This is a genomic window from Sphingobacterium sp. FBM7-1, assembly GCF_020687765.1.
In the GTDB taxonomy this organism is placed as follows: domain Bacteria; phylum Bacteroidota; class Bacteroidia; order Sphingobacteriales; family Sphingobacteriaceae; genus Sphingobacterium.
The window spans coordinates 535,752-556,909 of sequence record NZ_JAJEWJ010000002.1 but is presented as its reverse complement, the minus strand read 5'-3'; the positions used below and the strand labels follow the sequence as shown (position 1 = coordinate 556,909).

At 40.8% G+C, this 21,158-nt stretch carries 21 protein-coding genes; 14 read left to right on the top strand and 7 right to left on the bottom strand.

Translation table 11 applies throughout. The annotated features are described in order from the left end of the window. Window position 1: 1 nt before the first annotated feature. Window positions 2-1,333 (bottom strand): argininosuccinate lyase, encoded by a 1,332-nt coding sequence (gene argH, locus LKO28_RS06745; protein WP_227693936.1) that lies wholly within the window; start codon window positions 1,331-1,333, stop codon window positions 2-4. 403 nt (window positions 1,334-1,736) lie between these two features. On the opposite strand from argH, the gene rbfA reads away from it, so the two are divergent. From rbfA to LKO28_RS06705, 8 genes are all read left to right on the top strand, one after another. Next, a complete protein-coding gene (rbfA, locus tag LKO28_RS06740) occupies window positions 1,737-2,108 on the top strand; it encodes a 30S ribosome-binding factor RbfA (RefSeq protein WP_227693935.1) in 372 nt (123 codons plus the stop codon). Beyond that, window positions 2,109-2,759, top strand: coding sequence for a hypothetical protein (locus tag LKO28_RS06735; RefSeq protein WP_227693934.1), 651 nt, complete (start codon window positions 2,109-2,111; stop codon window positions 2,757-2,759). It abuts the gene before it with no gap. 119 nt (window positions 2,760-2,878) lie between these two features. After that, complete coding sequence (hemA, locus tag LKO28_RS06730) at window positions 2,879-4,120, top strand: glutamyl-tRNA reductase (RefSeq protein ID WP_227693933.1); 1,242 nt, start codon at window positions 2,879-2,881, stop codon at window positions 4,118-4,120. A gap of 116 nt (window positions 4,121-4,236) precedes the next feature. After that, window positions 4,237-5,829, top strand: a complete 1,593-nt coding sequence (gene hemC / locus LKO28_RS06725) for a hydroxymethylbilane synthase (RefSeq protein ID WP_227693932.1) — start codon at window positions 4,237-4,239, stop codon at window positions 5,827-5,829. Between the two features lie 35 nt (window positions 5,830-5,864). Then, window positions 5,865-6,839 (top strand): porphobilinogen synthase, encoded by a 975-nt coding sequence (gene hemB, locus LKO28_RS06720; RefSeq protein ID WP_227693931.1) that lies wholly within the window; start codon window positions 5,865-5,867, stop codon window positions 6,837-6,839. A 220-nt stretch (window positions 6,840-7,059) separates the two neighbouring features. After that, window positions 7,060-8,370 carry a glutamate-1-semialdehyde 2,1-aminomutase gene (gene hemL / locus LKO28_RS06715; protein ID WP_227693930.1) on the top strand — a complete coding sequence of 437 codons (1,311 nt, stop codon included), beginning with the start codon at window positions 7,060-7,062 and terminating at the stop codon, window positions 8,368-8,370. Window positions 8,371-8,441: 71 nt separating this feature from the next. Continuing rightward, the gene (locus tag LKO28_RS06710) at window positions 8,442-9,260 is read left to right on the top strand and encodes a hypothetical protein (protein WP_227693929.1); all 819 of its coding nucleotides are present in this window, start codon (window positions 8,442-8,444) and stop codon (window positions 9,258-9,260) included. Window positions 9,261-9,435: 175 nt separating this feature from the next. Further along, complete coding sequence (locus tag LKO28_RS06705; RefSeq protein WP_227693928.1) at window positions 9,436-9,690, top strand: hypothetical protein; 255 nt, start codon at window positions 9,436-9,438, stop codon at window positions 9,688-9,690. 684 nt (window positions 9,691-10,374) lie between these two features. Here the strand turns inward: LKO28_RS06705 and argC are convergent. From argC to LKO28_RS06690, 3 genes are all read right to left on the bottom strand, one after another. Next, on the bottom strand, window positions 10,375-11,388 hold the full coding sequence (gene argC, locus LKO28_RS06700; protein ID WP_227693927.1) for an N-acetyl-gamma-glutamyl-phosphate reductase: 1,014 nt from the start codon (window positions 11,386-11,388) through the stop codon (window positions 10,375-10,377). Then, the gene (gene argG / locus LKO28_RS06695) at window positions 11,385-12,578 is read right to left on the bottom strand and encodes an argininosuccinate synthase (RefSeq protein ID WP_227693926.1); all 1,194 of its coding nucleotides are present in this window, start codon (window positions 12,576-12,578) and stop codon (window positions 11,385-11,387) included. Before argG ends, argC begins: the two co-directional genes overlap by 4 nt. Before the next feature lie 155 nt (window positions 12,579-12,733). Further along, window positions 12,734-13,450 carry a GNAT family N-acetyltransferase gene (locus LKO28_RS06690; protein ID WP_227693925.1) on the bottom strand — a complete coding sequence of 239 codons (717 nt, stop codon included), beginning with the start codon at window positions 13,448-13,450 and terminating at the stop codon, window positions 12,734-12,736. 535 nt (window positions 13,451-13,985) lie between these two features. On the opposite strand from LKO28_RS06690, the gene LKO28_RS06685 reads away from it, so the two are divergent. The 4 genes from LKO28_RS06685 to recA all read left to right on the top strand — a co-directional run bounded on the left by LKO28_RS06685 (window position 13,986) and on the right by recA (window position 18,058). Next, window positions 13,986-14,189, top strand: coding sequence for a hypothetical protein (locus LKO28_RS06685; RefSeq protein WP_227693924.1), 204 nt, complete (start codon window positions 13,986-13,988; stop codon window positions 14,187-14,189). Window positions 14,190-14,325: 136 nt separating this feature from the next. Next, entirely contained in the window at window positions 14,326-15,948 is a 1,623-nt protein-coding gene (locus LKO28_RS06680) for a S8 family peptidase (protein WP_227693923.1), read from the top strand. A 366-nt stretch (window positions 15,949-16,314) separates the two neighbouring features. Then, window positions 16,315-16,980: an endonuclease III gene (gene nth, locus LKO28_RS06675; RefSeq protein WP_227693922.1), complete on the top strand. Its 666-nt coding sequence runs from the start codon at window positions 16,315-16,317 to the stop codon at window positions 16,978-16,980. 55 nt (window positions 16,981-17,035) lie between these two features. Then, on the top strand, window positions 17,036-18,058 hold the full coding sequence (recA, locus tag LKO28_RS06670) for a recombinase RecA (RefSeq protein WP_227693921.1): 1,023 nt from the start codon (window positions 17,036-17,038) through the stop codon (window positions 18,056-18,058). A gap of 49 nt (window positions 18,059-18,107) precedes the next feature. On the opposite strand, the gene LKO28_RS06665 is transcribed toward recA, so the two are convergent. From LKO28_RS06665 to LKO28_RS06655, 3 genes are all read right to left on the bottom strand, one after another. Continuing rightward, a complete protein-coding gene (locus tag LKO28_RS06665; protein WP_227693920.1) occupies window positions 18,108-18,716 on the bottom strand; it encodes a superoxide dismutase in 609 nt (202 codons plus the stop codon). A gap of 68 nt (window positions 18,717-18,784) precedes the next feature. Further along, window positions 18,785-19,282 carry a nucleoside deaminase gene (locus LKO28_RS06660; protein WP_227693919.1) on the bottom strand — a complete coding sequence of 166 codons (498 nt, stop codon included), beginning with the start codon at window positions 19,280-19,282 and terminating at the stop codon, window positions 18,785-18,787. Between the two features lie 51 nt (window positions 19,283-19,333). After that, complete coding sequence (locus LKO28_RS06655) at window positions 19,334-19,549, bottom strand: hypothetical protein (RefSeq protein ID WP_227693918.1); 216 nt, start codon at window positions 19,547-19,549, stop codon at window positions 19,334-19,336. A gap of 65 nt (window positions 19,550-19,614) precedes the next feature. On the opposite strand from LKO28_RS06655, the gene LKO28_RS06650 reads away from it, so the two are divergent. Beyond that, complete coding sequence (locus LKO28_RS06650) at window positions 19,615-20,199, top strand: porin family protein (protein WP_227693917.1); 585 nt, start codon at window positions 19,615-19,617, stop codon at window positions 20,197-20,199. Window positions 20,200-20,353: 154 nt separating this feature from the next. Beyond that, window positions 20,354-21,127, top strand: coding sequence for a succinate dehydrogenase cytochrome b subunit (locus LKO28_RS06645; RefSeq protein ID WP_227693916.1), 774 nt, complete (start codon window positions 20,354-20,356; stop codon window positions 21,125-21,127). Window positions 21,128-21,158: the final 31 nt, after the last annotated feature.

Here is a 21,158-nt window from a genome sequence, read left to right as displayed (position 1 = left end):
CTTATTTCACAAGTTGATTTAGTGCCGCTTCCACTTTGTCAAAACCAAATCCCAACTTCACCTCTTCAAACATCCTGGAAATTTCCTCATTACAAAGATTCCCTATACTACCTTCATGGGTATGCAGCACTTCTTTTGAGGGCTGGAATGTACCATTTTCGATATCCAGCCCAATCTGACGATAAGCTTCTCGAAAAGGCACTCCTTCTAACACCGCGTTACTTACAACCTCCACACTAAACAAATAATCATATTTCGGATCATCCAAAATTTGCTCCTTTACTACAATATGATCCAACATAAATGCTGTAATCTCCAAGCAATCACTCAACGATTGGAATGCTGGAAAAAGATTTTCCTTCAAGAGCTGCAAATCACGGTGGTAGCCCGAAGGCAGATTCGTTGTCATCATGGCGATTTCATTGGGTAGGGCCTGAATTTTGTTACAGCGCGAACGAACCAACTCAAACACATCTGGATTCTTTTTATGCGGCATAATGCTCGAACCGGTTGTCAAATGGGCAGGGAAAGATATAAATCCAAAATTTTGATTGATAAACAAGCAGACATCCATCGCAAATTTAGCTAACGTAGCCGCCAGCGCGCTCATCCCCTGCGCTAGTATACGTTCGGTTTTTCCTCGTCCCATTTGTGCATACACGACATTATAATTCAAGTCATCAAAACCCAACAATTCAGTCGTCAATTTGCGGTTCAACGGAAAAGAAGATCCATACCCGGCAGCAGAACCTAGCGGATTTTTATTGCAAACTTTCCAAGCCGCCTTTAACATTTCCAGGTCATCCACCAGACTTTCCGCGTAAGCACCAAACCATAAACCGAAAGAGGAAGGCATGGCAATCTGCAAATGGGTATAACCTGGAATTAATATTTGTTTATGCTGTTCGCTTAATTGTATCAGCTTATGAAAAAGTGCGTCTGTTTGTTCTACTAGACGTTGGATTTCGGAGCGAAAATAAAGCTTGAGATCCACCAAAACCTGATCGTTACGAGATCTTCCTGCATGAATCTTCTTTCCGGCTTCTCCTACGCGTTGAGTGAGCAACATCTCAATCTGGGAATGCACATCTTCGACGGAATCTGCTATGGCAAAGTTTCCCGCTAGAATATCACGATAAATGAGCTTTAGTTCTTTCTGTACAACATGGAGATCTTCATCGCTCATTAAATTTATACTATTTAACATTTGAGTGTGCGCAAGCGAGCCTAACACGTCTGCGGCCGCTAAATGTAAATCCATCGCACGATCATTACCGACCGTAAAGGTTTCTACAAATGAATCCACATCAATATTCTTCTGCCAAATCTTCATTTTATTTTCGAGTTTATACCACAAACTTAGACAAAAAGCAAAGCATTTCACGAACCAATTTTTAAAGACTTGTGAAACCGCTTAGAACGAACCCAATCCCCTTGTAAAAAGTGACCACTTACTTTTTTTTAAAAAAATCTTTGCGTGAATAATTTATATCCCTATGTTTGTAAGCGTAAAGGGGAAATGGAATATTAAAATAAGGCAAGTGAGTTATTACTCATACTTTATTTTACCAAGCTAACAAACTAAATTTGATAGACGCAAGGTCTTAAAACTTGAAAAGAAATAAGGCTGACCACTTATAAACAAACTTTGTTTTGAAGCGTATCACATAGAGAGGGTGATACGCTTTTTTTATCTATTAATATGTACCTTTGCAATAGGATTGTAATCATTAGTTATGGGAACAGAGAGCAAAAGACAACAAAGATTCGCCGGCGTTATTCAAGAAGATCTTGCGGCATTATTCCAGAAAGACAGTAATTCTTGGGCTCCAGGAGCTTTTATTACGGTGACCAAAGTACGGGTTACGCCGGATCTAGCCATTGCGCGTATTTATTTAAGCTTCTTGAATACACAAACAGCAAAAGACGATTTAAAACAGATCCAAAACAGAACGAGTGAGATTCGTTATAAACTGGGCACGAAAATTAAAAATCAGGTGCGCGTAGTTCCAGAGCTAGAATTTTTCCTTGACGACACGAACGAGTACGTGGAACGCATGGAAAAACTATTTGAAAAAATAAGTAAAGAACCAAGACAACCCGATTAAATGAAATTCAAAATTGGAAATTTTGTTCGTTTTGTTGATGAACCTATCGAAGGGCATATCACATCTTTTCAGAGCAACGACATTGTAGGCGTAACAGATGACTCCGGCTTCGAAATACCGGTCCCGATTAATAAAATCACACTCGTTCACGGCAATATGCGTCGCGAAGATGACATAGAGCCGACCCGCTCCAGTAACGATATTCCTTCTCCTTTCGTAGATCGTGGTATCTACGTCGGTATAACAGGAGATCCGCGCGCCGGGCTCGCAAAATTTTATTTCATCAATCATACATCTTATGACATTTTAGTAACTGCGAGTGAGATAAATGGCACAAAAAGAATCGGGGTGTTTGCGGAAAAAATTTTAACAAAAGATAGCGTGCAGTTTTATTCATCTAACTTCGGCAATGTGAGCAAATGGCCTAACTTTGAAATACAAATCCTACGATTTAGCACCACCGCCCATGTCGCTACGGAAATTTTAAGCGCTGCATTTAAAGTAAGACCGATGGACCTGCACGCCCAAAAGGAAACCGACGATATATTAGCAGATAAAGTTTGGCGATTTGAATTAGACAAACCCGTAGAAAACATTGGCTTAGATAAACTAAAAGATCATTTCATCTCGCATCGACCAAATCGTGGTTAAGCATCCGTTAAACCGCTATTTAAATCCATTCTAAATTCATTGTATTGACAGATTTCTGACAGAATACAACGGCTTTTAGTCTACCTTTGCAAGTGAAATAATGGAGTAAGATCTAGGCCTTGAAGAATTTAAAAGTAATAGCATTTACCCACAAACATGTCGAATTAAAAGACCTGGGGAATTTGGTCGTGTGCAACGAAGAATTAGAAGATCGTTTAGTGAATCTAAAAACGACGTTGGATATACCGGAGATTTTCTATATTGCAACGTGTAATCGCGTTGAATTTGTATTTTGTGGCGCGCATGAACTAAGCGATGAATTTGTTGCTAATTTCTTGCAGCAGATGAATTTTTGCGTTCCTGCTGAACGTTTACAGTGTTATTTAGGGCAGGTAACTCGTTATACGGATATGGACGCGTTGAACCACCTGTTTCGCATGTCCTGCTCTTTGGAGAGTTTAGTTGTCGGAGAGAAAGAAATTTTGGCCCAAGTACGCCGCGCATATGAAAGCTGCCGAGCAGCGGGTTTTACCGGTGATTATTTACGCTTAGTTATGGATCGTTTGGTTAAAACCGCTAAAGAAGTTTATACCTATACCAATATCTCGCGTAATCCCATTTCCGTGGTCTCATTAGCTTATCGTAAGCTGAAAGAAACAAAACTACCGGCGAATCCACGGGTGTTAGTTATCGGCTCTGGAGAGACCAATCAAAATCTAGCTAAATATTTAAAAAAACACCAGCATTCCAATTTTGTCGTTTTTAACCGTACCTTAAAAAACGCACAAAGACTAGCTCGAGAATTAAATGGAGAAGCTTATTCGCTATCCGAACTGGCGCATTATAAAAAAGGGTTTGACGTCATGATAATATGTACGGGTGCCCCTCAAGCGATCATTGATGTACAGCTTTATAAATCCCTTCTTCAGGGAGAAACAGACCGAAAAGTCATCGTGGATTTGGCTATACCTAACGATGTGGATGCGGAGGTCGTAGCACAATTCCCGATACAATACATCGAAGTGAGTAGCTTACAAGCTATTGCGGAAAAGAACAAGCAGGATCGCTACGCAGAGTTAGAAAGTGCTGATGCAATTATTCAGCAAAACATACGAGAATTTTTACCTGTAGTTAAGCAGCGTCGTGTAGAAGTTGCCATGCGTGAGGTACCTCAGAAAATTAAAGAGATTCGTTCGTTGGCAGTAAACGAAGTGTTTGCCCAAGATCTTCAGAACCTAGACCCGCAAGCACGTGAAGTGCTCGACAAGGTTATCAGCTATATGGAGAAAAAATACATCAAAGTTCCGATGGTTATGGCCAAAGAAATTTTGGTTCAAAATTCCCAAACCGAGATCAACTAATAGCAATTAAAAGAGAAAATATACCATAATTCTGACAAAGATAGTCGGGATTGTACCCCTATTTGGTTAAATTTACTCCAATAAATATTTTCAAACGATTTAAGCAGCAGTAGATAGTGAACAGAAAACTTATCATTGGAACGAGAGGTAGCCAATTGGCCCTATGGCAGGCGGAGTTTATCAAAGCCAGATTGGCGGAGATTGGCGTAGCATCTGAGCTAAAAGTTATTAAAACGCAAGGTGATATCATTCAACACCTACGATTGGACAAACTAGAAGGAAAAGGTTTTTTCACTAAGGAACTCGAAGAGGAGTTGCTTACATCCCAGATTGATCTGGCTGTTCACTCTCACAAAGACCTCCCTACGGTTAATCCCCCTGGCCTCATTATCGCAGCTGTCTCCGAGCGAGAAGATCCCTCAGAATTACTAATTGTTCATAAGGATTGTGTAGACATCAAAAAAAGACTGTCTTTAAAACATAATGCCACGGTGGGTACCTCGTCGAACCGACGTAAAGCGCAACTATTATCTTTACGCCCGGATTTGGAGTTCACAGATTTACGCGGCAACCTCCAAACCCGTATACAGAAATTGAGAGATGAGAAATATGACGCTATTGTTTTAGCAAAAGCTGGCATAGCGCGTATAGAGATGGATTTGTCTGATTTCCATATTGAGGAAATCCCCCCTATAGAAGTTGTCCCTGCTCCAGCACAAGGTGTACTCGCTGTACAAATTCGGGAGACAGACCAAGAACTGTACGAGCTTTTGCAGAAAATACACGACAGAAAAGTAGCAGACGTTATTGGTGTAGAACGAAGGGTATTGAATCTATTCGATGCAGGTTGTCATGCACCTTTAGGCTGCTTTTGTCGGGAAACAGAAGATGGGCAATATGAATCCTGGACTTCTATCGCTGAAGACAATGAAGATTTCCCAAACCGTCTTTATTTACGTTCAGAGCGTACCGAAGGGATGGCCGAGCATATTTTTGCGAAATTTCAAAAAGAACGAAAATTACCTACGAGTGTCTTCATTACGCGTGACCTCGACGAGAATTCGTATCTAGGTCGCTACCTCGATAAACACAACGTACAAGTAGATGCACGTTCCCTCATTAAGATATATCCAACCATCAATACATTAGATTCTTTTATTCTTAAACGGGCAGACTGGATTTTCTTTAACAGTAAAAACGCTATCGAGCATTTTTTCAAATTAGAGCCGAGGATCTTAAAAAAGACTAAACTCGCCGTACTCGGTAGAGGTTCCGAAGATGCCCTGCGCAAATATGGCCGCGTGGCTGATTTCTCGGGCGACAATCTGGGTATTAATACGGCTGATATTGCAAAAGAATTTGCCAAACTTGTCGACGGACAAACCGTTTTTATTCCCCGGGCCAAAGATTCTTTAATGTCTATTCAAAATGCATTGACACCCGCGACCAAGGTTATTGATATGCCTTTTTATGAAACGGTATTACAAGAGAATGTCGATAAAACGAATGCTGAGGTCCTTATCTTTACCAGTCCAAGCAATGTCACGGCATATTTCCAAGATAATCTTATTGAACCCGAGCAAAAAATTATTTGTATAGGTTATTCGACAGCGAAAACAATAGAAGCTATGGGGTTAAGCTATACACTTCCTTTCACCCCAGACGAAATCGGACTCTCCGAAGCGATCTTTGGGTTAGATTATGAATAAACGAGAATATTATCTACATACTTAATAGCGAGACCATGTTACAACGTCCACGAAGAAATAGAAAATCTGCCGTTATCCGTGATATGATCCAAGAAAATCACCTTTCGGCGGCCAATCTTATTTTTCCACTATTCATTATAGAAGGGCAAAATCAGAAAACCGAAGTTTCATCCATGCCGGGAATCTATCGGCATTCTATCGACAATTTGCTGCGGGAAATAGAAAGTTGTATGAAACTCGGATTATATGCCTTTGATCTTTTCCCCAATATAGACGATTCCCTCAAAGACAAATATGCTACGGTAAGTTATAAAAAGGACAACCTCTATCTCAGAGCAATCGAAGTGGTAAAGAAAAATTTTCCAGAAGCTTGTATTGTAACTGATGTAGCGATGGATCCCTATAGTTCTGATGGGCATGATGGCATTGTAGAAAATGGCATTATTCTCAACGATGAAACCTTAGTTGTTTTAGGGAAAATGGCGCTTGCCCATGCGGAAGCGGGTGCAGATATCATTGCTCCATCCGATATGATGGACGGACGTATTGGTTATATACGCCAGTTGCTTGACGAGAACGGCTTTGCACATGTTTCACTGATGTCTTATACGGCAAAATACGCTTCGGCCTTTTACGGGCCGTTTCGGGATGCCCTGAACTCGGCTCCCAAAGCAGGAGACAAAAAGACGTATCAAATGAATCCGGCCAATTCGCGTGAAGCACTTATTGAAGCACATCTTGATGCACAAGAAGGTGCCGATTTTCTGATGGTGAAGCCTGGCCTTCCCTATTTAGACATTATAAAATTATTACACGACAATTTCGATTTACCTATTGCGGCGTACAATGTCTCCGGTGAATATGCTATGTTGAAAGCTGCTGCCCAAAATGGATGGTTGGATGAGGAACGGGCGATCATGGAAACGTTAATGAGTTTTCGTCGAGCCGGTGCAACTTCTATTTTAACATACCATGCCAAAGAAGTATTAGAAAAGAAATGGTTAGTTTAGTGTGTTCTTTTTCCCGTAAAAAGAACCAAAACCTCGTCGCTAAAAATCTTTGACATTTGGGATAGTGCGTGGATAAAATTCCTACAGCGTCAAAGTTTTAAGGCGACCTTTAAAGTTAAGGATGGGATAATACAATTTGCATTGACCCTAATATTTAGAATTTACAATTCACGAACCCCAAAGGGCTCAACGAAGTTAATCACGAGAAACGAATAACCAAATGACAAAACAACAAGATATTTCACGTAAAAAATCAGCCGAACTTTTTGAGAAAGCAAAAAACTATTTTCCGGGCGGCGTAAACTCCCCGGTTCGAGCATTTAAATCGGTGTATGGTACACCACTTTTTATTGAACGGGGTGACAAATCCCGGATATGGGATGCCGATGGAAATGAGTTTATCGACTATTGCTGTTCTTGGGGACCTTTGATTTTAGGACATAATAATGATCAAGTACGGGAAGCAGTAGCCCGACAGCTAGACAATGGGCTAAGTTTTGGGGCGCCGACTCGACTAGAAAATGAACTGGCCGAGTTGATATTAACGCATAATCGCTATATCGATAAAATTCGCTTTGTTAGCTCCGGTACCGAGGCCGTTATGTCCGCAATCCGCTTAGCCAGAGGGTTTACAAAGAGAGATAAAATCGTAAAGTTTGAGGGCTGTTATCACGGTCATTCAGACTCCTTATTAGTAAAAGCTGGCTCCGGCTTAGTTACTTTCGGCGAAACATCCTCCGCAGGTGTACCTAAGTCTTTTGCAGATGAAACCATCGTTATAGCTTTAAACGATAAACAAGCTTTAGAGGAGGTCTTCACATCCTTCCCTGATCAAATAGCAGCCGTCATCATTGAAGGGGTTCCCGCCAACAACGGCTTATTAATTCAAGATAAAGACTATATCCATTTCTTACGCCAAATCACGAAAGAACACGGCGCTTTATTAATTTTTGACGAGGTAATCACAGGTTTTCGCTTGGGTTTTGAAGGTGCAGCGAAATATTACGATGTACGCCCCGATATTATTACCTACGGAAAAATTATTGGAGGAGGTATGCCCGTGGGTGCATACGGAGCCTCGCGAGAACTCATGGCACATATTTCTCCTGATGGCGGTGTATACCAAGCGGGTACCTTATCTGGGAATCCAGTCGCTATGTCTGCCGGTATTGCCGCGCTACGCGTATTAGCAGAGCCCGACTTTTATACCAAACAGGAAGCCAAAACCCAAGCGTTCGTCGAAGCAATACGCGCCTATATCGAACGTAAAAATTATACGGTACAGATTTTCACGGTGGGCTCTATTTTCTGGTTCGCTTTTACCGACCGAAAAAGTATCAAGCGGGCAGACGAAATAGATCCAATTTCAATGGAAAAATATAAAGTGATGCATCGCTCGCTCCTTAATCAAGGGATCTACTTCGGTCCATCCGGATACGAAGTCGGCTTTATTTCTAGTGCACACACAACGGCAGACTTGGACCACACGATCAAAGCCATTCAAATTGCGTTAGATACTGTTTTTGCATAGTAAAACTTTTTTCCGTTATATTTGTTCAATAACAGAAGTAATAAATTATAAAAATAATTAAATCAAAAGGTATGAAAATGACCAATTTGAAGACAGCGCTCGCATTTGTTGCTGCATCAGCAACGCTTGTGGCATGTAACCCTACCACCAATAATACCGATGGTGAAACGCAAGACAGCACGGCGCTAGCTGACTCTGTTGGTGGTATCGGGGTAAACCCCTTAGCACATGCAAAGGAATTCCCCGGAGCAACATTAGAGATAGCGTCTATCACTGCGGAGAAAGTAGGAACAGATTCTGCAAAAGTTACCGTTAAATATGATGTAAGTAACTTTGAATTAACGGCACAGACCGAGCATGACCACCATATGGCAAATTCGCATGATGGACAACACATTCATTTTATTTTAAATAACGAGCCGTACGCTGCGCTCTATAAGCCTGAACACAGCGTAACGGTAGCCCTGAACACGGAACATTACCTGATGTCGTTTTTATCGCGCTCATTCCACGAATCGATCAAAACAAACGAGGCTTCCAAGTTAGTTAAATTTAAAGTTACCGCTGACGCTACAATTGAAGAACTACCCGAACCAGGACAACCCGCAGTATTCTATAGCCGTCCCAAAGGCGAATACAAAGGAGAAGATGCTAAAACAATACTGTTAGACTTCTTTATCGCCAACGGTTCTTTAGGTGCAGATGGAAATAAAGTTAAAGCCGAAATTAATGGGCAAGAGTTCTTATTAGACCAATGGGTGCCTTATGAGGTTTTAAATCTCCCTATGGGTGAAAATATCTTTAAACTCACACTCGTTGACAAAGACGGAAATGCCGTAACGGGCGATAACGTTTCGGTAGAAAGAAAAATTACACTTTCTGCAGAATAAGATTGAATTGATCAAAAAATAAAGGCAGGCCTATGGTCTGCCTTTATTTTTTGCTTGTGTCCAGAAAAGCATGTCATGCTCCTAACTCGACGATACAACCATTAGAAAAGTATGTCCAACATACGCGAAATCAAGTTCCCCACACCACTTCAAAACAAACGCAGGCGTCACTGACTTGGCGTCGGACCATAACAAGACGCAGATATCATCCTTTACAACAGAGACATTCAGCAACAACTTGGTCTCCGCCCGCGATAAGCCAAACCCACTACACGCTAAAGCAAAGGCATGCCCCTACACATCATTCTCCGATCACGGTAAGCTGACCCTATTAGCCTTCGAAGTAAAGCATACCATTTACTCTCCCTTTCAGGAGGTCGTTATCCTTCACTTGATACGCCCGGCGGTCAAGGCATCCGACCATCAGTAAGTCCCGGAGATCAGAAGCCTAACTATATAGTACTTGGAATGAAAAAGCAACGTATACAGGCCATTCTCGAACATGGACAAGCGAATTCAACATGTTCCTAAAATAGGGAGTTCCGAATGCACAGTAACCTATCACAAGCCAAAAGTCTTGTTACGTAACATTAGTTTAACGATAAACGTTTATAACCCTAGCAACAACAAACAATCACATAAGTTAATACTAAATCTTTAAACGTAAAACAGTCGTAGATTAAGAGAAACCGGACCATGCTTGCCTTACTTTAACAATCTGCTGACCACGTGGTGACCGCGTCCGTAATAGGTCGGACTTTTTCTGTTTTCTTCTCTTCACTTTTAACATTTGTTTCTCGCTTCTTAAAAAGGGAAGGTATTTGTTATAGAGTGATATCAGAACAGCCGTTTATCGAGGTCAATATCGTTTTCTTCCTCTAAATTTACGCGACAAGAAATATATTTAATGAAGAGTATCGGTGTCAAGAGAAAATTACGATACAACTACGCTAACTTTCGCTCTCTCAACAGCAGAAAATTGTTAATAAATAAAACTAAATAGTAGATAATAATCGCGTACTTGTCTAGCTAGATAGCAAATAACATCGCGTCGTTACTCATGTTACGTAGCATTGTTCTCTATTTTCCCTATATTAGGGATAACAATTAGTCGTTAAAATCCGCTGCTTTTTAAGTTAAGCCCAGCTCTTTCATCGAGACCGAACATGAGGTTCATATTCTGGACAGCTTGGCCAGACGCCCCTTTTAATAAGTTGTCGGTTGCATTTAAAATCAACAATTGATTGCCGTGTTTTTCCAAATGCATGATGCTCTTATTGGTATTCACAACCTGTTTCAGATCAATATTCGCTTTACTCACCCAAGTAAACGGATGGTTTGCATAATATTCCTCATAAAGTGCATAAGCTTCTTCTTGGGTTAAGTCGGACGCCACGTATATCGCAGAAAAGATACCCCTTGGAAAAGCTCCTCGTTGCGGGATCATGTTGATCCGTTGCATAGCGCGCTCGAGTAAACTTTGTTCTGAAGGAGGTAGAAAACTCGGCTGAAGCTGGCTCAACGATTCGGATACTTCCTGCAAATGTTGATGTTCGAAAGATTTATAGGCAGACAGATTCCCACTTCGCCAAGAGAAGTGCGAGGTAGGAGAAGGCTTCTGCCCTGCCCCCGTGGAACCTGTTGTGGCATTAACGTGAATTTGTTGGGGCAATAACCCTTTAGCGGCTAACGGAAGCAGGGCCAATTGTATATTGGTCGCAAAGCAGCCGGGATTAGCAATGTATTGGGCTGACCGAATAGCTTGCTTGTTGAGCTCTGGAAGACCATACACAAAATGTTGTCCTTGATAGGCTGTATTTTCCTTCAAGCGATAATCTTGCGACAAGTCTATAATTTTAACCCCGGAATCTACGGGATTTGCCGCTAAGAATTTCCGCGCATCCCCATGCCCCACACATAGAAATAGCACATCAATTTCCGAATGAAAATCGGATGAGAACGCTAGTTCGGTATCGCCAAATAGATCGTTATGCACTTCATAAACTTTCTTCCCGGCATTCGAGGCTGAATTAGCAAAAACAATTTCTACATGGGGATGATAAATCAATACGCGAAGTAATTCCCCTCCCGTATAACCTGCTGAACCTACTATCCCAACCCTTATCATTCTGTGCCTCCTTGATTTACTTTGTGCCAAATAATTGTTTGGTTACCGAATATTTTCGCGAAACCTTTTACGTCATCGCCAGTATACCCTTCATTCATTTCGCCATAGCTACCAAATTTAGTTGACATCAAATCATGTTCGGATTCGATTCCAACAACGATAAACCGATAAGGGTGTAATTCGATAATTACGCGTCCTGTCACTGTTTCCTGTGCGGAACGGAGGAAAGCCTCCATATCCCGCATGACAGGATCATGCATTTGTCCTTCGTGCATATAGTTTCCGTAGAAACCGGAAATCTGATCCTTCCAAGAGAGTTGCCATTTGGTCAGTGTATGCTTTTCTAATGTATGGTGCGCTTTAATAATAATAAGCGGGCCGGCAGCCTCAAACCCGACACGTCCCTTGATACCAATTATGGTATCGCCTACATGTATATCACGTCCGATACCATATGGTTGAGCTAAGTCCTGCAATTGCTGGATAACTTTAACAGCACCAACCTGATCGCCATTTAAAGCAACCGGCTCTCCTTTAACGAAATCGATCGTCACTGTCTGTGGCTCGGATGACGTCACGGGCGTAGGCCAAGCGGTTTCTGGAAGATATTTATTCGAAGTCAGCGTTTCCGCCCCACCTACTGATGTGCCCCACAACCCCTTGTTGATAGAATATTTTGCTTTTTCGGCATTGATCTCTACACCATGTTTAGCTAAATAAGCTATTTCTTCTTCTCTGGATAATTTGAGATCACGAATTGGTGTTATGATTTCCACGCCAGGGATCAGTGTATTAAAGATCATATCGAACCGGACTTGATCGTTTCCTGCCCCCGTGGATCCATGTGCTACACAACTCGCTCCGATTTTCTTTGCGTAATTAGCAATCGCAGTTGCCTGACAAACGCGCTCTGCCGATACCGACAGCGGATAGGTCGCATTTTTTAAGACATTCCCGAAAATAAGATATTTTATAGTATCGCGGTAGTAATTTTCTGTCTCGTCAATGGTGCTATGAGATTTCACGCCCAAAGCATACGCACGTTCTTCGATAGCGCGCAACTCATCTGCCGAAAAACCTCCGGTATTAACGACAACCGAATGTATTTCTAAGCCTAACTCTTTCGACAAGTAAATACAACAGAAAGAGGTATCTAAACCACCACTAAATGCTAAAACAACTTTTTTCATTGGATTAATTATTTATGAGTGTAAAATTTCAACAGTATAATGAGCTCGTTACACTCGGTTTGTTTTTTAGAGTGATACGGCGTTCGTACGCCTATCACTTGTTATTTTTTCATCTTACCGGCGGGTTACACACGCCATCCGCTAAAGATAGTAAATTATAAATGTTTTGCGAGCCCCGTACCCACAGGGAAAACGGATGCCACGATCTTTCTAGACGATTTCCACAATTTGGCTTCAATACGTTTCAAAAGCGATTGCTTTTTTACAATTCGATTCAATCGTTCTTTTGCTTCGGCACGGCGCTGGATTTTTTCCTTGAGTTCCCGTTCTTTCTCGACAGGATCCCACAACATTGCGGTACACATACAGTTCTTGCGCTCCTTACTAACCAAAATATCATAGTTCACACAGGATTGACACCCTTTCCAAAATTCTTCATCCTGGGTTAATTCGCCGTATGTCACCGGTTCATAGCCTAATTCGGAATTTATTTTCATGACAGCTAATCCGGTAGTTAAGCCAAATATTTTTGCTTTGGGATACTTCTCTCGTGATAAATCGAAGACACGTTTTTTTATAGCCTTTGCTAACCCTACCTTCCGAAAATCAGGTGCCACGATCAAGCCCGAATTGGCTACGTAATCTCCGTGACTCCAAGTTTCAATATAACAAAAACCAGCCCAACGCCCGTCCTTATGTAAGGCGATAACCGCTTTACCCTCCTCAATTTTACGAACAATATATTCTGGCTTACGACGAGCAATGCCTGTTCCACGAGCTTTCGCAGATTCAAACATTTCATCACAAATGGTTTCTGCATATCCAATATGCGCAGAAGTGGCTGGAATAACTAAAAAATCTGAAAGTGTCATCGAAGATGTCGACCTAATAAATTACACAATAAATGTGTTCTCAACAAAACTCTATTAATTAACGATTGAGGAACCACTGAGCCGAGTGATTGTTCATAATGGATGTTGTTCTGCCTCCCAATCAAGCTCGAGGCAGAATAGGTCGTCGGAATCGTAATATAGGACAGTTGAAACCCTTCAATTTATACAATACATCCTTAACAAACTTCTTAGGAAGCTGCACCGGAAAGTATGTATAATATGCGAAAACGTTCATTTGTCTAATCTATTAATTATCAACACCACAAAAGTAAAAAATTATTTTTTTCTTTTATGCAATAGGTATCTAGTTTTTTTGTCAAAAAAACACCCATTAGCGCATTCTGCCATTAAGATTATAATTGGACAGGAACTTTATCACAAGGTTTAAAAGAGATAACATAGTGTATTATCTCTTTTTTTAGGTATTTTTGTAGCGGTTTTAAATTTAGCGTTAAAGATGGTTGGTCCAAGTATTATTTTTTATCTCTTCTTTGCAGTCCCTTATATCTTCTTGATGTACTGGTTAGTAAGACAGGACAAAAAGAAGTATGCATGGGGACTTGCAGTGGTCACCTTGATCGCTATAGTCGGGATTATCGTCTCCCAAAAGGCCAGCAAAGTAGCTATCGAGAACTACAAGCAACACCAAATAGACGCCCGGGAAATAGAACAAGAAAACCAGGAGAATTCTATACGGGATTCGCTATCTACCCCCTAATTACCTACACATAACTAGAAATATGTAATTATTTCCCGAGTTATTCTACACTTTCTGTATCGTAATTTATATTTTTTTAACAACGTCGACTCCGGAGTTACCGTATATTTGTCTCTTGATGAAACAAGAACATATAATGAGGACATGGAAACGGTTTGTTTTATTAGGTGTATGTATACTTCCCCTGTTGGGAAATGCACAATCTAAGGATACGAATCCCCCAAATTGGTACAATCTAGATCACGAAGCAGATGGTATACGTGGAATTAGTACAGAAAAAGCATACGAACTTTTAAATGGCCGGGAGTCAACCACAGTGGTAGTGGGAGTATTGGACGGTGGTATTGATTACGAGCACGAAGATTTAAAGGACGTCATGTGGATAAACCCTAAAGAAGTTTCGGGAAATGGTGTGGATGATGATAATAACGGCTATATTGACGACGTGCATGGATGGAATTTCATAGGAAACGCAAATGGCGATAATGTACACTACGACAATTTGGAAGTTACACGTTTAATCCGTCTTTACGAACCCAAATACATTTCGGTTCTTCCCTCTACCCCCCTACGTGAGGATGAGCGAAGGGAGTTTGTAGCTTACCAACGGATGATCAGCGATTATACCAGTAAGCTGGATCAAGCAAATTTTGGCAACCTAAATTACAGCCGATTGAAAGAAGAGATCGACGCTGTTGCCCACAGTATAGGCAAAACGATCGAAGATTTGACCAAAGCCGATATCGAAGCATTTAAGCCGAAGACAGATCGTCAAAAACTGGCTATTCGTATGACGAAAAGAGAACTCAACGACGACAAAAGTTTTCAAGATTTTTATAAAGAACTGGAGGATGCCGTTAATTACTACAGGGCGCAGGTAGACTATCATCTGAATAAATCTTATGATACTCGCCATATCGTCGGGGATAATTATGAAGATGCGGATGAACGTTATTATGGAAATGCAGATATCAAAGGACCCGACGCTGACCACGGGACCCATGTGGCAGGCATTATCGCGGCTAAACGTCAAAACGGAATAGGTATCAATGGAATAGCAGATAACGTGCAGATTATGGGCGTGCGGATGGTCCCTGACGGGGATGAACGGGATAAAGACGTCGCAAATGGTATACGCTATGCGGTAGACAACGGTGCAAAAGTAATTAATATGAGTTTCGGAAAAGGATATGTATATAACAAAAAGACCGTAGATGAAGCCATAAAATATGCAGAAAAAAAGGATGTACTCTTGGTACATGCAGCAGGTAACGATGCCAAAAATATTGACATGACCAAGAATTACCCTACAAAATATTATACTGACAGCCTGGATGCTGTAACAGGAGAAGCTTCCAATTGGATTACTGTAGGTGCTACCTCCTCTGGTCTGGATGGAGATTTACTAGCCGAATTTTCTAATTTTGGGTATCGCTCCGTTGATGTGTTTGCTCCTGGTGTAAAAATTAACTCTACAATGCCAAAATCCACCTACAAGGAACAAAATGGAACGAGTATGGCCGCACCAGTAGTATCAGGATTAGCTGCGTTGTTACGTTCTTATTATCCGGAGCTAAGCGCCAAAGAAGTGAAGGACATTATCTTAAAATCAGCAACGAAAGTCGACGAAAAAGTCAAAATTCGAGTAGACGGTTCAACGAAGAAGGTTTACTTGGATGAGATCAGCGTTTCGGGCGGCATTGTGAATGCTAGAGCTGCTGTTGAAGCGGCAGAGCGTTATGTAAAAGAAAGAAAGTGAAAAAATGTTAAATTCCACATACTATAACTTTTTATCCGGCGTTTAATATGTACTTACTTATCTAATAAAACGCTTATGGTAGAATTCTTTACAAAGGAACATGACACCAATTTAAGCGAGGAAAGGGCGAGCATGGTAGAGATAGTGGATGAAACAATTACACAAAATCTAAAGTCCAATTTACAAAAATTGGTAAAAGAACCCAGTCCCAAAACCTTAGAGAATATATTAAATTATTCTCGCAGCTTAAAAAGGTAAAATGACAAAGTCTCCAAATTAATTGGAGACTTTGTTTTTTTAGTACGACGTTACCGCCCATTTGTACCTCATTTTTTAGGTTTATACTTTTTATTTCTAATTTTGTTCATGCTGAAAAAAGAACGGTATCAGGAATTTGTAAAGTATTTTTCGACCCACAATCCTGATGCGAAAACAGAATTAAACTATAGCAATCCATACGAACTGCTGGTAGCTGTAATTTTATCTGCGCAATGTACAGATAAGCGCATTAACCAGATCACTCCAAAGTTGTTCGAACAATTCCCGGATGCTCCCGCATTAGCTGCCAGCACGCCGGAGGAAGTATTTACATACATCCGCTCTGTGAGCTATCCAAACAATAAAGCAAAACATTTGGTAGGGATGGCTAAAAAATTGATAGAAGAATTTCACGGTGAAGTTCCAGAAAAAGTAGAAGATCTGATTAAGTTGCCTGGCGTAGGAAGAAAAACCGCCAACGTAATCTCTTCGGTGGTATACAACCAACCCGCCATGGCGGTCGATACGCATGTTTTCCGCGTAAGTAACCGCCTAGGCCTTACTAGTCGTGCTACTACTCCTCTCGCTGTAGAAAAACAATTAATCAAGTATCTCCCGAAAGACACAATAGCCATCGCTCATCATTGGCTTATCCTCCACGGCAGGTATATTTGTGTCGCAAGAAGACCCAAATGCGAAGAATGCCCTATTACCTATTTCTGTAAATATTTTGAAACCCATTATCTAAATAAAAAAACTAATAATATTAGCTAAATAATTTTGGTTATTTAAATTTTAATCTTACTTTTGATCAGTCAATACTAAAAATATGAGCAACGCAGATAAACTTAAAGCTTTACAGTTAACGTTAGATAAACTAGAAAAGTCGTATGGTAAAGGTACGATTATGAAATTGGGCGACTCCGCCGTAGAACCGATCGAAGCTATTTCTACCGGATCACTTGGTTTGGATATTGCGCTCGGTATCGGTGGAGTACCTAAAGGTCGTGTCATTGAGATCTACGGCCCGGAATCCTCCGGTAAAACTACTTTAGCTACCCATATTGTTGCCGAAGCTCAGAAAAAAGGGGGAATAGCAGCTATTATCGATGCAGAGCACGCTTTTGATAAATACTACGCGCAAAAATTAGGTGTAGATGTAGAAAACCTGCTTATTTCTCAACCAGACAATGGTGAACAAGCGCTAGAAATTGCCGACAACCTGATCCGCTCAGGTGCAATCGATGTTATTGTTATTGATTCTGTAGCTGCGTTAGTACCTAAGGGAGAGATTGAAGGGGAAATGGGCGACTCCAAAATGGGCTTACAAGCTCGCTTGATGTCTCAAGCTTTGCGGAAACTGACAGGAACTATCTCCAAAACTAACTGCTGCTGTATCTTTATCAACCAATTGCGAGAAAAAATCGGCGTGATGTTCGGAAATCCGGAAACGACCACGGGCGGAAATGCCTTAAAATTCTATGCTTCTGTTCGGTTAGACATTCGCAGAACTTCCCAAATTAAGGATAGTGACGAAGTCGCAGGTAACCGTGTTAAAGTAAAAATTGTAAAAAACAAAGTTGCTCCACCTTTCCGCTTGGCAGAATTTGACATTATGTTTGGAGAAGGAATTTCAAAAGTAGGCGAAATTATTGATCTAGGTGTAGAATATGGCATCGTCAAAAAGTCCGGCTCCTGGTTTAGCTATGGAGACACCAAATTGGGACAGGGGCGTGATGCCGTCAAAACGTTATTATTAGACAATCCAGATTTAAGCGACGAACTCGAAGCTAAAATTCGTGCAGAGGTCAGCGGAAACGATCTCGATGAACATATTACCGAAACGGAATAAAAATAAAAAAGGCTGGGAAGATGTTCCCAGCCTTTTTTATTTAAGACCCTTATTTTGCTTCTTGATAACGTTTCGCCACCGCATTCCAATCGACAACATTGAAAACTGCATCAAGATAAGCTGGACGCTTATTTTGATACTTTAGATAGTAAGCGTGCTCCCATACGTCAATTCCCAAAATAGGTGCACCCTGTACTTCGGCGACGTCCATCAATGGGTTATCTTGATTTGGAGTAGAGGTTACAGCAAGTTGCCCGTCTGCTTTAACAATAAGCCACGCCCAACCCGATCCAAAACGCGTAGCGCCTGCATTCTGCAATTGTGTTTTCAGTTCTGAAAATGAACCAAACGTTTGGTTGATAGCTTCTGCCAACTCACCTGTAGGTTCGCCTCCGCCATTTTCACTTAAAATAGTCCAAAAAAGCTTATGGTTAAAATGTCCTCCGCCATTATTGCGAACAGCGGCAGGATATTTAGAGATGTTTTTGTTGATTTCTTCTAAAGATAAGTTTTCAGCATCTGTCCCTGCAATCGCTTTATTTAAATTGTCTACATAGGCTTGGTGGTGACGGTCATGGTGAATTTCCATGGTTGCTTTGTCAATGTGCGGTTCCAACGCATCGCTTGCGTATGGTAAAGCTTCTAATTCAAATGCCATAATATTTCTGTTTTTTGATTATAATTAAATAAGAACACGAATATAACAATTTCCAATGGCCTTCGGTTTTATTTACCTGCCAAAAGTTCTTTCCCTCCCCTTTTATTACGAAAAAATGATTTTATTAAATCCCCACATTCTACGCCCAACACACCCGAAATAACATGTGTTTTAGGGTGATAAAGTGCCCCATATTGAGACGCTCCTCTTTTTTCATCTACCGCACCAAATACAATTTTTGGAATTTGCGTCCAATAAGAAGCTCCCGCACACATGACACAGGGCTCTACGGTAACATACAGCGTGCAATCTTTCAAATATTTGCCCCCCATATAGTTGGAGGCGGCGGTAAAAGCCTGCATCTCTGCATGTGCAGTTACATCATTCAGTCGCTCTGTGAGGTTATATCCCCTCCCTATAATTTTGCCCTGACTTACGATAATAGCTCCAATGGGAACTTCATCTTCATCAAATGCTTTCTGTGCCAGTTTTAGCGCCTCTCGCATGTAGGCTTCATCTGTGGCCAAGGGGTCAAAATCTGTCGGTTCAAAATTATATACTTTCATCCCTATACCTTTTCAAATTTATCCTTTCCGTTCCGATTGGTACTCCGCATCTTATAACCGATTTGATTTCAGATTCGACAATTCTTTTGCCAACGTAAACTCAATGTAATCCTTATCGCGGCGGAGCCTTTTTGCTAGTCTCGTCACCAACGCATTCTCCTCACCTGGTGTATAAGCTAAGTCCCCAATCGTTAAATGGTTATATTTCCTACTCAATTTTATTTTCAAGACTTCCCAGGCTTCGGCTGTTATTTTTAACACACTCATATATCAAAGTTTAAAACAAATATCTTATTATTGTAGTTGTAATAAAATAAACAAATATTTTTCACATGAAAAAATCTCTACTTGTATTAATTTGTTTGATGGCTACTATCGGCATTTCACAGGCTCAATTATTCCCTACATTTAAAGTAGGTTTGAAGGGTGGATTAGGCTTCTCTAGCCTGCGATCTGAAGGAAAATTTCTTAATTCCGACACGAAAACTGGATTTCAATTGGGCGCATGGGGTCGCGTAGGAATCGCTGGGTTCCATGTGCAACCGGAGGCTTATTACGCTAGCAAAAAAGTGGGTGTACAACCCGATGGGGCGGAAGATGGCAGTGTTACGTTTAAAAGTTTTGATGTGCCTATTTTATTGGGCACACGGATTGGTCTTGGACCTATAGGAGCCCGTATCCAGGCAGGGCCGGTATTCTCTTTTGGACAAAACGACGATATTAATTTCGTAAAACCCGCGGAATGGGGAGAGTATAAAAAAAGTTCTACTGGACTTATTGGTGGTGTAGGCGTCGATATCAGCAGCTTTACCGTTGACCTACGTTACGAACACGGTTTAACAAATCTTTCTGAGAACGGTAACTACGATCAGAAAATAAAAATGTGGACGCTTGGAGTAGGTTTTTCTTTCCTATAGCCCTTGAGACTTTAAAATAATGAAAGAGGTTGCTCCACAGAGCAGCCTCTTTTTTGATTAGAAACATTCTAAATTATTTGTTTTCCTATCACTTCGTCATATTTATGTTAGTAAATAAATAGATTTGCGAAAATATATATAAACATCTAGGATAATGAGTAATTCAAAGCCAGTTTTAAATTCTTCACTTGGAAGAAAACTAATCATGAGCTTGACGGGGATTTTTTTATGTCTGTTCCTGATCATTCACTTGATTGGCAACTTGCAACTATTTAAAAACGACGCGGGGTACGCTTTCAACCAGTATGCGTATTTTATGACCAATTTTGCCCCGATTAAAGTAGTGTCATATCTACTTTATGCATCCATCATTTTTCATGCTATTTATGCCTTAATTTTAACACGGAAAAATAAGGCTGCTCGTCCTATTCGCTATGCCCAATTTGACGGCGGTGCAAATAGCAAGTGGAACTCACGTAACATGGGAATCTTGGGTACCATCATTTTGGTATTCCTAGCTACACACATGTACAATTTTTGGTGGAAATACCATAACGATCAGGTACCTTATGTAGAATACCGCACGGATTTGGCAACGGGCGAGACGACTGTTCAGGAAATCCAAGCCGCTGACTTTAATGATTACCAGGTGACCGTAGAGAACAACGTAGAGATCATAAAAGCACGAGATCTTTACAAACAAGTAGACTTTTCCTTCCAAAATATAGGAATCGTGATTTTCTATGTTTTGGCGATGGCTGCCTTGTCATTTCACTTGATTCATGGTTTCAAGTCTGCATTCCAAACTTTGGGTGTTTCCCATAAAAAATATGTACCTATCATCGATTTTTTGGGTGTTTGGGTATTCGGGGTCATCATTCCGATTGCTTTCGCATTGATGCCGCTATATTTTTATTTTGTTAAATAATATTTTAAGATATCACTATCTAATAAATATA